Here is a 13,382-nt window from a genome sequence, read left to right on the forward strand (position 1 = left end):
TCGTACATCCCCCCTAATCATAATAAAAAACTTTCCTTGATATCAGATAGGTGCTTACCAGCAAGATTAGCGTAACGGCCAGAAAGTAGATCGTTGCCATCGCCGAGCTAAGACCGAAATTAAAAGCGGAAAAACCGGTGTCCAGAATCAAGTCCGTTATTTCGTTGGTGGAGACCGAATCTACAATGGTATAAATCACATTGACCAGAATAAGCGGACTGACCATCGGAAACGTAATCTTCCAGAAGGCCTCATAGCCGGTTGCCGCTTCCATCTTGGAGGCTTCGTACAGCTGCGGCGAGATGGTCTGGATGCCCGCGAGGAAGATCAGAATCTGAACTCCCGATTGGCTGACAATCTGATAAATACGGTCAACGGAACCTGTGAGGTAATTGACAATCCATTCGCTTACCCCGGCTTGCAGCATCAGCTTCTCCAATTCAAAGCTCTGTAACGAACGAACTACCTTTGCCCCTGAACTCGCATCGTTTATCGCTTGCACCAGGCTTGTGCTCTCCAGATTCATAATAACGCCGGATGCCAGAATAACGGGAAGGAAGAAGATCGCCCGAGCCACGGATCTTCCGATAAATTTCTGGTTCAGTAACACCGCCAGGAATAGACTGAAAATGACGATAAGCGGAATGTTGACCACGATATTCACGATCGATTCGGTCAACACGCGGTTAAAGCTGGTGTTTATCGTTAAGGCTTCCACATAGTTTTGGAGTCCGATGTATTTAACCGTTATCCCGTCCGAATTGGCCGTGATCGAACTGAAGCTGAATCGCAACGAACTCAGCAAAGGGACAAAGAAAAAGATTAAAAACCCAATCAGCCACGGCAAAACATAAATAAAACCCCATAGTGCCTTTTTTTGAGCGTAATCCCTTTTCGACAGGCGAGGTTTACATATGGATTTCATTTTTGTACACCACCCATTACATAACCTCCGGCTTCGACGTTTATGCCATCCGCTTGTACCCTTGATTGATTGTAGTTCACAATGACATAGATTCCATTCTCATAAACGGTTTTGAAGACGCCGTCGCTTAACTTCTCGTGCGAAATCATCTTCTGGTTGTGCACTTTGCCCAAGACTTCATTCACATTCCCATAGATTTGTGCAGCCTGGTCCAACCATTGCTCGTAATTGACGGCGTACAGGTCGTCGTAGTCCGAATCCTTTACGCTATCATTCGGTTCATGAATCCATTTGAAGTAAATGCCGGAACCATACTCCAGGCACTTCAATATATACTGGTTCATGTCGTTGAAGGTCGATAGATTATAAGGCATTCCCGTATAGTCGATATATCCGCGAACAACCATTTGATAGAACGGAATTGCTTCGTCTTCAATCTTGAACCCGCTGTTCGTCATCGGCGCATTCGTAATATCCGTAACGTAGGGAAACGCATAGGCGTTGCCGCCATTCGCCATAATCTTGAGATTCCGTTCGCGAATCCTGGTCAGCGCCTGGTTCGATATCGATTCGGACTCCGTTCGGTCGATCTGATGGTTTGCCCGATAGTCGATATTCAACCGGTTGCCCAGATCCCGCAGCGAAATCCCTTCAAGACGATAGCCGTCCAGTTCGTTCAACATGGAATCCACAATCTTCATCAAGTAGCGAGGCGATACAACATAGGACGGAGCTTTGGTGTTATCGCGCTGGTTCAAGACCGGTTCAATCGGATAGATCGCTGCAGGATCTCCCTTTAATGTTCTGGAAGCTTTCTTGGTTACATCGAAGCCGTCGCTTGTACGCGCCTCCGCAATGTAGACGTCTGGGAAAAAGGAAAGGTCCTTGTCCCGGGCGAAAGAGATAAATTCCTGAAGCGCTTTGCTCCCTCCTACAGCTCTATCGACCGAAACATGATCCGGAACCTGATGATCAAGTCCTTTATTAAACCAACCCGAATACTGAAGCTTAATATTGCGGATATTGCGCTTCTGCACCTGATTTACGATGTTCTCTGCCTGTTTAAAGGTTGTCAGAGGTTCGAGCGCCTTGTAGGGTATTCCAGCCATATGTTTATTTTTGGAAATATTTCCGATCAGCTGCAAATAAAACGGCGCATCCCCTCCGGAATTTGTTGATTCGCTTGCCGACTTCGGTTCGGGAAGTCCATGCGTTTTGATCAAATACTGCTGATAGTACTGCGCCATTCCGGAATAAGTAGCTTCATCCCCGCCCAGGAAAGCGTAACGGATCGTAAAGTCCGATTTTGTCGGATTCTCTTGGTACCTGGGCGAGGAACGCTCCTGTCCGTTCGCGTCCAGGGTGACCTGGTCCTTATTGATCACATAAAAGCTTGGATAAACATAGTTATAACCATTCAATTTGCCGCTTACATCCGCATTAACGCTTGCAACGGAATCTCCTTCTTCAATAATGCCGAGAAAGGCTCCCTCCCTGCGAATCATTCCGAATACCGGCAATCTGGCTTTTTCTTCCCATACACCGTCATTGACACTCTCCATCGTGAGATCAGATCCATAGATACGTTGTTTGTATGACGAATAATTGATTTTACCATTGTTGAAATGTATGAGCGCCCCGGAACCATCCGGTACAAATAAGGAACCTTCTGTCTCCTCTCCTTCTGCGCCGAAGTAACTAAGTATCGATATCGTGTTGATCGGATATTCGTCTGAGAAGTGAATGCCGGAAGCCGGCACTTTGACCACGAGACTATCGCCATCCAGGGTATACTCGATCGAGGCCCGGAATATACGCGGTTCGGGTTTGGTTTGCTCCAGCTGAAGCGCCTCGAGATCCTTCCGGAAATCTTCATCTGTATAACCGGCATCTTCAAATGCCTGGAGAGTACGTTTCAGTTGAATTCCGGCCAGAGAGTCATTTCGCACATACACCGAAGGGTCAGTGTCCTCTTTATAGGCAATCGTCAACGCGCGCTGTCCCGTTTTATCCACTTTCCCCTTAAGTTCCTCTAAGCGCGCTTTAGTCAGCTTGATTGGGATATCGTCAGCCGTTTTCTCGTCCGTCCCGAATTGGTAAGTCACTCGAATGCCGTTAGGAATGCTTTCGAATCTGACTTGCTTATGAATGACGCTATCTGTATAGGAGTTGACCGAGCTAAGCTGGCCGAACGCGTTATGGAAATCAATTTTCAATTGAGCGGATAATAAATCCTTGTTAATTCCTGTCGCCAGTTTATCGGATTCCCGCTTCGGAGGGTTGCTATACCATACTTCTCCGCTATTTTTATCAAGAACGGCAATAACCCCTGACTGGTCGTCTGCGAATAATTGCAGACGATTGTTTGCTGCAACACCTTTCATATCCGCGACTCGAGGATCCGTGAAGGAAACGGGCAAAGCCGTTCCCTTAACAAATTCCGCTGCAACAGGGCGATCTGCTTCCGTTTGTTTATCAGAACCTGCGCCCGCACACCCTGCAGTCATTATTCCGAACAGGAACAACGAAGTCAGCAAGGCATATTTTTTCAAACTCATGGCTGCGCATGCCTCCTTCCTTAGCTTCTCAGGTCAATTTCCTGGTAAATCGTTGATACAAATGATGAGATCTGCTGAATCAGGCTGAAGAAAAGCAAGCACAGGAACGCCAGAAACCCCATGGCGACAACCGATAACAGAAGGGTACCTATGGTTTTTGACGGCGTAAATTGATGAACCGTCATATTCCCGACGAACAACAGATACAATGACCAAATGACGGCGAGGTTGTGCGAAAAATAATAGAAGCCCGTCTCTTGGATCGAGATAACGTTGCTTAACCAAATCCATGGAAAGGGGATGATAACCATTGGAATGAAGGCAAAGCAGGTCGACGTGAAAATTTCGACAAATTTCCCTTCTCCGTCCATCAAGGTCGTGAGCGACCAATTGGCCACGCACCAGAACAACACCGGAAGCAGTACATAAAGAACCTCCATCAAGCTGTTCATGTCAGCGGGATTGTAGATATTGACGAGGAATCCGCTATACTGGCTGCTCATGATATTGGTAACGGCCAAGAGGAACAAGATCGAGTAGGAAACGATCAGATTCGTTTTTTTGTTCCATTCATACTTCAAATCCCAATAGCCGTTAAAAGGGTGTAGAATCAGATAAAATGGGTGTTTAAGCAGTTCATTGTTCAATTGCGGCACGTTTCCTTCCCCCTTTCCATTGCCGGAGCTTCCTGAACGCGATTGTGCCGAGCGCAATCAAGACGATGCAGGTCATGACCGCAGGGAAGTATTCGCGCAGCACTTCCTTGCGATAAAGCAGGAATGCCTTCGAATAGTTCGGCTGATCCTTGCTTTGCTTAAAATATTTCATCGCCTCTGCGTACTTCCCTTGCCTAAGCAGCGCTTTGCCGATCCCGGCATAGGCGAATTCCAGGTTGGCGTTCATGTTGATCGACTTCTGGAATAAGGAGAAAGCAGCCTCTTCATCGCCCCTGTAGTAGCTTCGAACGGCTTCGTTTAGGGTCCGCCCGTATTCCGTTGTCTCGAATAAAGTAATTTCCCCGAGCCCCTTATCCAGAACGAGAAAATGATCTCCTACACGCTCAATGGCTGACGGCGTGTTGAATTCGCCCAGCCGGTTGCCCAGACCGCCGAATACATACATGAAATGTCCATCGCCGTTGTATGTGAATATCCGTCCGCGCCTGGAATCAAGCACCGAATAGATTTCGCTGTCCGCGACATCGATGTCAATCAGTCTCGAAGCGTCCATCTGAGACATGGCAGCGATGTCGCCGCGCGGGCTGAAATACCCCGTTCGCCTCAAAATATCGTTCCCCTGGGCATTTAATTTTTTGATCGTATCGCCAAAACTGTCGCCGTTTGTCGCATAAATAAATCCTTCATCGTTCATATCCAGGTTCGTGAATTCCGTAGGCGTAAACATGACCATCCGACTCCGCTGGGCGCGGGTCGACAGCCGTTTCCATAACAACTCGGCCGGGTCGACCCTAACGCGGTTCGCGCCGATGAACGTCGAAAATTCGCCGCTAGCATTAAATTCCATTAATCCGTCAAATACGCCGACGGCCATGACATAAATCCGCTGGGCCTTATCGACAACAACTCGAGCGGGTTGGAACTGGAACTTCTCTTGAAATAGCTCGGATTGAGGGTTCTCGATCACCTTCACAAGCTTACCATTCGAATCGAGATGAACAATTCGTTTATTGCCCGTATCAGCAACGTATAGTTGCTTGTTTTCGGTTACAAACAGGCCCTGCGGGCTCATAAACTTATCGGGCTTCCCGTTTCTATCGAAAGATTCGATGATTCGTACCGGTTTGAAGCTCGCATCCATCACCACGATTCGATTATTGCCGGAGTCCAGCACATAAATTTGCTTATCTGCCGTAACGTGTATATCGTTCGGTTCCTTGAATGGTCCGACACCCAGACTGTCGCCATTCAGGAGTGCCGTTGCCCGATAGGCGGCCGGCGAGGCGACAGCGGCTCCCCAGTAGGAATAATTATAGGATGCGGGAGTTTCTTCGGCATTGACGACCGCGCTTCCCGCCCCAATGCTTAGCAAGCAAATGAGCGTCGTGAAGACAAATGTCCGTGCTTTATATAGACTGCTCAACATCGCTTCTCATCCCTTCTACTCTTTCATTCCGGAGGTCGCCATCGTCTGCATGACGCTGCTCTGCGTGATGATAAAGAGCGCAATCGGAACGATCATCAAGAGAAGGGCAACCGCCGCACCGACGCCTGCGCGGGCGATGCCTCCTGCCGAGATTTGGCCAAGCGCGTAATGGAGCGTCTTCAGGTTCTCGCTATAAATGAAATTTCCTCCGTCGCTCCCCCATAATGCGGGGAACTGTAAAATCATAAGCGTCAACCATGCGGGCTTCACGTTCGGCATGACGATGCTCCAATAAATCCGGTATTCGTTCGCTCCGTCAATCTTGGCAGCTTCCAGCAGTGCGTCCGGGATCTGTTCCATGAATTGCTTCATGAGGAACAGTCCGAGAGGGAAAGCAAGCGACGGTACGATGATCGAGGCATGTGTGTTGATCCATCCGAGCCAGGACATCACCATATAGTTCGGAATCGCGGTAACATGTCCAGAGAACATCAAAGACAAAATGACGATAGAGAAAAGAGTCCCCGATCCCCAAAATCGGTATTTTGCAAGCGGATAGGCCGCTGCAGACGCCAGCAGAATATGGCCAGCCGTCCCGGCGATCGTGATAAACAGGGTGTTGGCGAAATAGCGGGACAGCGGCACCCATGAGTTTCCCATCAGGGCGAACAGGTCGAAGAAGTTGTCCAGCGTCGGATTGTTGACCAGAAACCGCGGTGGGAAAATAAACAGTTCGTCAAGTGGCTTGAATGCGTTGCTGACCGCATAGATAAGCGGAAGCGCCATAAACGCGCCGAAAATGGCAAGAAGCGCGAACAGTAAAAAACTGACGGCAAAGGACCGGTTCAACCGCCTGGGGGTCCTGAATACCGCTAGCATCCTCATGACCAAGTTTACTCACCTACCTTTCGCAACAATTTCTGCGTCAACTTATTGGCGCCGATCATCATGCAGAAGAGCACGGTCGCGATAGCGGATGCGTAACCCATCTCGAAGCGGATCGTACCGAAGTCCATCAAGTGCGTGACGATGGTATGCCCCGCGTAGTTAACGCTTGGAAATCCGGCTAGTGCGACCGATATATCGGCGACCGCAAGTGAGCCTGTAATCTGCATAACGGCTCCGAACATCAGCTGCGGCCGCATGGACGGCAGCGTGATGAACCATAACTCCTGCCAGCGGTTCTTGATGCCATCTACTGCTCCCGCTTCAATCAGTGTCCGGTCGATCGTCTGAAGACCGGCGATAAAGGCCAGGAAGCTGGTGCCAAGGCTAAGCCACAACTGAATGATGATAATAATGGCCAGAATATATTTCTCGTTCGAAAGCCATTGAATCGGTTCGAGAATAAAACCGAATTTCATAAGGAATCCGTTCAAATAACCGTAGCTGTCTCCAGAGAATACGATCAGCCAAATAAAGAAAACGTTCCCCGAGATGGACGGCGCATAGAACACAAGGGTCATAGCCGCTCTAACCTTGGGCGAAAGTTCATTGATAATCCAGGCAAAGAGAAAACACGCGATATAGCTGACTGGACCGGTCACGACTGCGAACATGAACGTATTCTTCAGGGCGATCATGAACACATCGTCGCCCAGGAACAATCGGGCATAATTCTGCCAGCCTACGAATCTCGGAAACTCCAGCATGTTAAAATAAAAGAAACTGAGTGCCAGCGAGATGACGACTGGAATGACCGTAAAAGTGAAGAAGATCAGCATGTACGGACTCATCAACAAGTAGTAGTGCTTGTTTTTTCGAAGCTCTCGGGCAACATAGGCGAGTCGTGACGGCTTCTTTGCCTGGATGAGGCTCGACGCGGCATGGCGGTTTACTTCTGCTTGCATCGGCTTCCACCCCCTAACTAATTCTGCAGATTGAATTCCTTCCGCTTGAGTGCGATTTCGTCATTAATGTACAAAATATAATCCGAAAGGGCTTCGCGCGGATTCTCACTCTCGTTCACGACGCGCCGGAAGGCGTTATCCAGATGCCTACCGGTGAAATACCCGCCCGGCACTTGAGGGATGCCCCTTACCCAATGCCATTGGCGTTTCAAATTGTTGAAATCCTTGACTGGCCATGGCAACTGCTCCAACGCTTCGATGTTGGCTGTCGGATATCGCGCAGCCTCGCCGAGCAATCCTTCCAGCTCTCGTCCGTAAGCGAGTTGGGTATCCTTGTCGGTCCACCACTTCATGAATGACCACGCCGCGTCCTTGTCGTCGGCATTATCCAGCATCATGACCGCGGTCGTATGGCTGGCGACCTCATGACTTACAGATCCGTCCTCGTGCTCGGTGCCGGGTACGATGGTAAAGTCCCACAACCCTTTGATCTCTGGCGCCATAACCGTCAGCATATTGTACGTTGTATAATCGGCTATACCGATCGGCATCTCCCCAGTCCGGAACCGATTCGCGAAATCCGCTTGCAGTGGAAACTTGTAGTTCGTATAAAATTGTGTCCAGCGCTTGAAAACCTGCATGGAAATCTCGGAGTCCAATGCGCTCTTCATGTCATTGTCCCGGTAGAACTGGCCGCCGTTCTGGTAGAGCAGCATGGCGAACGCCGCATTCGGAACCAGATTCGAATTGTTCGTAGCCGATTCGATTGGCAAATAAAACGCCATGTTGTGCTTCTGCAGCACCGAAATCATGTTATACACATCCTGCCACTTCTTCGGAGGCTCCAAGTCCAGCTCTTTGAGAATATCCTTGCGATAGAACAGCATCGGGAAGGTCTGCTGCTCCGGAAGTGCATATACCCCTTCGTCATAGGTGTAAGGAGTGATTGCGCTATCGCGAAACCTTGCAGCGACTTCCTCGAAATCCGGGAAAGCGGTCAAATCGGCTGCGGCGTTCCTCATCGCATAATTGACAGGGACATCCTCACCGGCCTGCAAGGCGACATCCGGTCCTTCACCAGCCAGAACTGCCGGAAGCAGGATTCCGCCCGGAACGAGCCTTACATTTACCGATATGTTCGTCTCGGGCGTAAACATGTCGTCAATCAACGCTTTCAACACTTGCGCCTGGTCCCTTCCCGTCGTTACCCAAACCGTGACGGAACGCCCGCTTTCTTGCGTGCTGCCAATACTATCGTAGTCTTCGGTATAAGAGGCCGCGTAAGCGCCTAGCTCGTGTTTGATCTTCTCGAGCAAAGTCGCTTTCGCTCTCGGAAGCTTGCTGTCCGGAGACGCGACAATCAGATAATCCAACGTAAGCGGCTGTTCGCGTACCGTCAGAATCCACGTGCCAAGCCCGCCGACATTCACCTTAAAGGAGTTCAGCCGGTTCGCGATCGTTTCCGGCTTCTCCGCCATTTCGTTCAGCTGCCTTACCATCGTGTGAAGAACAGCAACTTTATCGCTCCTCTCCCCTGTCGATTGTTCGAGATAGTCCGCCACGACCTGGATACGGCCAGCTTGTTCCCGGAAGACATCGATCATGCCGGGAATCCGCTTCTCCAATTGATAATCGCGGTAAGGGTCCGGCGTATTCGAGGTAATTAATATAATCTTTCGATACATCTCGTTGAGCTTCAGCACGCTCGACTCGATCGTCTCCATGAGCGGCGCTAGCTCGCCGAGCGAAACCGTCATACGAATGCGATGCTTCCCTTTCGTCAGATGATACAAGTAAGGCTCATCCCCTCCCAGCACATCTGTCTGCCATTCCGCATTAAAGCTGAATCGCGTCCGCTTCATTTCCTCGAATGGATATTTGCCGTCGATCATGATGCTGCGCGTCGCATAGACGCCCCGCAACTGATCCTGTTTGCGCTTCAGCGCAATCTGGTACAACCCGTCCTCTTCCACTTCGAATTCCCATTCAATCCACTGCCCCGGCAGCTTCCAGTTGAGGCCCCCGATCGCATTGACCCGAATTTTAGAAGCGCTGTACGGTGTGACCGAAGGGCTTGACCGATCGGAAAGCGGATAAAGCGTAGGGGAAGATTTTAAGGTCGCATCCTCAGCCTGAATCACGATGAATTGACCTTCGGCGGCAGCTGCTCCATCAGCTTCATATTCGGCTTTCCGTTCTTCATAGGTTTTCGTCTCCGGCTCCTGGTATAACTCGATATAGTCGATAGCCATCGGTTCCCTCAAGGAAGTCAAAGAAACGGTCTGAACCCCTTCGCCGAAATAAAACAAATAGGGCTGGTCATGGTAACCTTCTCTGTCCTCGAAGGACACGATTTGCCAAGATGGCTTCCCTATCTGCCTCGGGCGCAAATCGTTTCCGCGATTGTCCCGCTCGATTTCGTCTTCGCGATTGCCCCAATATCGATCGAACAATAAGATTTCGGCGTCCTTAAAAGGCACTTCATGATTGATCGCGAACTCCCTCTCGATAGCGGAGCTTTTCCCCTCAATAGGAAAATAATGAATTCGAATATTGTATAGACCCGGATGATCGACCCGGACCTTCCAGCTGATTGTACCGGCCTCTGGCGTCAACACGGCTTGACCTTGCAGACCTTGATATCCATTCGCAAGCTCAAAGCCGTCCCCTTCGAGTTCAGCATATTGCTCGCCTTCGATTCGAATTTCTCCCGCCGGTCTATCTGTGTTTGAGTGGCGTTTCATATAGGCGTCATATCCGTCTTTGGCATCTGCATCCGCTACCGCTGCAAAATCGCTAATCGCTCGAACATTGCCGTTGCCGGTTTGACGTGATGAATAGATTGCCCACATGGACAAACCTATACCGACTAAAATCCATATCCATTTCACTGATTTCTGGCTTCTGATGCTCAATTCTGCTCCCCTCCCCGGCAAAAGTGAGTGCAACCAGTCAGCATCCGTAAATGAGATGCGGACTGGTTGATCACTTCAATCGTTATTTCTTGTAGACTTCATCGATTGCCGCCTGGAAAGGCGTTTTGTACGTCTCGATGACCGTGGATACGGATTGGCCTTTGTTAATATCGTCAGCGAACTTATAATAAGGCATGCTCGGGAACGAAGCTAAGCTGTCGAGATAGAATCTGTTAGACGCTACTTTAACATTATTGATATCAACTTCGTTATCAAACAACGTCTCGTACCAAGATTGGAGATAATAGTTATAAATGGAGTCGTATGTCTCTATTTTCTCCCAGATATAAACGAGCTGCTCCGGATTCTCTACTGCCTTCGGAATTACCATTGCCCACGGATTGCTATCAGGTGTATTGTAGGAAGTTCCGTTCGGTCCTTTAGGGAAAGGAATAAAGCCGAACTCGAAATCCTTCATGTCTTTCTTTAGACCTTCCGCCTCATAAGCTCCACTTAAATACAACAACGTGTTACCTTGACGGAAAAATTGACTTGGCTCCGTCCAATCGCCGCCCTCGGAAGGTCTGACGAGTTTTTCAGTACTCAGTTTGGAGAGGAAATTCAAAACTTCAACGGTTCTAGGATCATCCAGGCTCTGCTTGTCCTCTTTCGTCAAGCCTGTCTCGTTTGAGGCAAGCGCTGAATCCAAAAACCCGGCACCTGCCAATCCCCATGTATCAAGCTTTCCATCGTTGTTCGTATCTTTATTAGCCTCTTTGATCACTTGAATGAACGTTTCCCAGTTCCAATTATCTTCATCAACATATTCTTGAAGCGGTTTCATGCCGAGATTCTTCATCAACGTGCGGTTGTAGAAGAAACCGGTTGCTCCACCCGGGTACCCGCCAAAGCCATACCCTCTCCCTTTATACTGCATAATCTTATTCGATACATTCGGATCGAACACTTTGTCATTTTTCGTATATTCGTCAACCGGCCACAACAGATCTTGACTTACCAGCGTTGGAATGGCGTACGATCTGGCTAAGCTGATGATATCGCCTACCGGTTCGCCAGCAAGCAGTGAGGCTGTAACCTTGTTCTGGTACTCGGCTTGATCGAGGACAACGTATTCAACTTTGAAATTATGTTTCTTCATCAGAGCTTCAAGGTTCTTCTTCCTTTGGATATTATCAGGATTGTCTTCCGGGATTTCCAAACTCCAGAAGTTTACAATCTTAATCACTCTGCCGCCCATATCAAAATCCATCTCCGGCGTTTCCTTGGAATCGCCCGCGCCTTCTGCAACGTCATTGGTCCCCTCGGAAGCATTCGTCGCCGCCGAGTCGTTGGAAGAATCCTCCGAAGCTGCATTTGTGCGTACTGGATCGTTCTTGCTATTGCTGCTGTTTCCGTTGCCGCTTCCGCCGCTGCAAGCTGCTAAAGAAAATATCAACATCAGACTAACAAGCAGCATAACCAGTTTTTTATTCATATTCATCCCCCTGCAATTTTAATGTAACCGTTGTCAATTCAATACAATATCAATCTTGCCGTTCGATCATTCCGCGCTTATCACCTCCTGGCCGCTCAACGCCGCAGCGCAATTGAAAGCCATATCGAATTCATTGCACGCGTATGAGATGAATGAAATCCACAACGTGTCCCTTACTTCTAAAAAAATCATATTGTAAAAAATGGATGCAAACCTTCATCTTTTGGACATGAAAATAGCAACATTTAGTCATGATCCTACGAAGTCGGCGTCATAACTCCCTTTTCGCACGAGCAAAAAAACGCGCAAGCGAGCCGAGCGTTATGCTCGAATCGCTTACGCGCGTTTTACGTTTGTAATCGCAATGCGACTACTTCCATGTGAAATTCGAATCTATAGTGTGTAAGCCTTTTCATTAATTTTAGTATGAATTTTGTAACAATCTAAGGCGTTATCTGTATCTACACACTCATTATAAAATCTTACATGTACAGGGGCTAAAATACGACAAAGGTTAATCGTAGACAAAAATGATAGATGATCCATTTTTGTGGAGGGCGATATCTTGAATACCGTTTATTTGAACTGGTTTACGGATGACGAGCAATTCCCGTTTTTTATCCAGTATGGCGGGCACGAAGAAGATACGAATCTTCATCAGCATGAAGACTTCACCGAACTCGTCATTGTATTGAACGGGAACGCTACGCACGTTGTAAATTCAGAAACTTACTTTATTAAGACGGGAGACGTATTTGTCATTCATGAGGCTACCCCCCATGCTTACATAAATCCTCATGAATTTAAAATTTGCAATATTATGTTTCGATCCGAATTATTTCGAATTGCCGGTCCGGATTTAAAAGTATCCAACGGTTTCAAGGCACTTTTCGTTTTGGAACCTTTTTATTACAATCTTCAACCTTTTCATAGCAGGCTCAGTTTGTCTGTTCCAAGCATGGAACACGTCTCATCCGTCATCTCCGTCATGATCAACGAATACAACGAGAAACTTCCATGCCATCAGACGATGCTTATTTCCCGGTTTATGGAACTTGTAGTTTATTTATCCAGACAGTATGACAGTCAGAAGAATGGCATGGACCGCAACCTGATGCATTTGGCTAATGCGCTCTCCTACATTGAAGATCATTATCTGGAGCCTCTTACGCTGGAGGAAATTGCGGCCAAATCCAATATTTCGGTTAGACATCTGAATCGGATCTTTCAATCTTATTATCAAACGACACCCATTTCATACCTGCAACAACTTCGTTTGTCGCGCGCGCGTACGTTGCTCCGGCAATGCAGACTCCCCATCACGAACATCTCCTACGAATGCGGGTTTAACGACAGCAACTATTTCACGCGACGGTTTACCAAAGTTTACGGACTATCCCCCAGAGCCTATAGACAGACTATGCGATGACATCTCCCTCCTGCATCATATTCCCTCCCGAAACATCCAACAAATCTATTTGAGAGTTTGACCACTTGTCTCTCACAATCATCCCACCTCCAATACGTTGGGGGTGG

9 protein-coding genes are annotated in these 13,382 nt (G+C 48.4%); 1 reads left to right on the forward strand and 8 read right to left on the reverse strand.

Going from position 1 to position 13,382, the window contains the following annotated elements; all coding sequences use genetic code 11:
- Nucleotides 1-13: 13 nt before the first annotated feature.
- From PM3016_RS18195 to PM3016_RS18230, 8 genes are all read right to left on the reverse strand, one after another.
- Complete coding sequence (locus PM3016_RS18195; RefSeq protein WP_014370436.1) at nt 14-925, reverse strand: carbohydrate ABC transporter permease; 912 nt, start codon at nt 923-925, stop codon at nt 14-16.
- The gene (locus PM3016_RS18200) at nt 922-3,483 is read right to left on the reverse strand and encodes a DUF5696 domain-containing protein (protein ID WP_014370437.1); all 2,562 of its coding nucleotides are present in this window, start codon (nt 3,481-3,483) and stop codon (nt 922-924) included. The genes PM3016_RS18195 and PM3016_RS18200 overlap by 4 nt, the downstream gene beginning before the upstream one ends.
- Before the next feature lie 20 nt (nt 3,484-3,503).
- Nucleotides 3,504-4,139: a Yip1 family protein gene (locus PM3016_RS18205; protein ID WP_014370438.1), complete on the reverse strand. Its 636-nt coding sequence runs from the start codon at nt 4,137-4,139 to the stop codon at nt 3,504-3,506.
- Entirely contained in the window at nt 4,120-5,586 is a 1,467-nt protein-coding gene (locus tag PM3016_RS18210; RefSeq protein ID WP_014370439.1) for an NHL repeat-containing protein, read from the reverse strand. Before PM3016_RS18210 ends, PM3016_RS18205 begins: the two co-directional genes overlap by 20 nt.
- 15 nt (nt 5,587-5,601) lie before the next feature.
- The gene (locus PM3016_RS18215) at nt 5,602-6,471 is read right to left on the reverse strand and encodes a carbohydrate ABC transporter permease (RefSeq protein ID WP_014370440.1); all 870 of its coding nucleotides are present in this window, start codon (nt 6,469-6,471) and stop codon (nt 5,602-5,604) included.
- Nucleotides 6,472-6,479: 8 nt separating this feature from the next.
- A complete protein-coding gene (locus PM3016_RS18220; protein WP_014370441.1) occupies nt 6,480-7,436 on the reverse strand; it encodes a carbohydrate ABC transporter permease in 957 nt (318 codons plus the stop codon).
- Nucleotides 7,437-7,453: 17 nt separating this feature from the next.
- The gene (locus PM3016_RS18225; protein WP_014370442.1) at nt 7,454-10,288 is read right to left on the reverse strand and encodes an extracellular solute-binding protein; all 2,835 of its coding nucleotides are present in this window, start codon (nt 10,286-10,288) and stop codon (nt 7,454-7,456) included.
- 145 nt (nt 10,289-10,433) lie between these two features.
- The gene (locus tag PM3016_RS18230) at nt 10,434-11,846 is read right to left on the reverse strand and encodes an ABC transporter substrate-binding protein (RefSeq protein WP_014370443.1); all 1,413 of its coding nucleotides are present in this window, start codon (nt 11,844-11,846) and stop codon (nt 10,434-10,436) included.
- Between the two features lie 565 nt (nt 11,847-12,411).
- Between PM3016_RS18230 and PM3016_RS18235 the strand changes: the two genes are divergently transcribed.
- A complete protein-coding gene (locus PM3016_RS18235) occupies nt 12,412-13,275 on the forward strand; it encodes a helix-turn-helix domain-containing protein (protein WP_013917929.1) in 864 nt (287 codons plus the stop codon).
- Nucleotides 13,276-13,382 lie beyond the last annotated feature (107 nt).

The sequence above is a fragment of the Paenibacillus mucilaginosus 3016 genome (genome assembly GCF_000250655.1).
GTDB classification, from domain to species: Bacteria; Bacillota; Bacilli; order Paenibacillales; family NBRC-103111; genus Paenibacillus_G; species Paenibacillus_G mucilaginosus.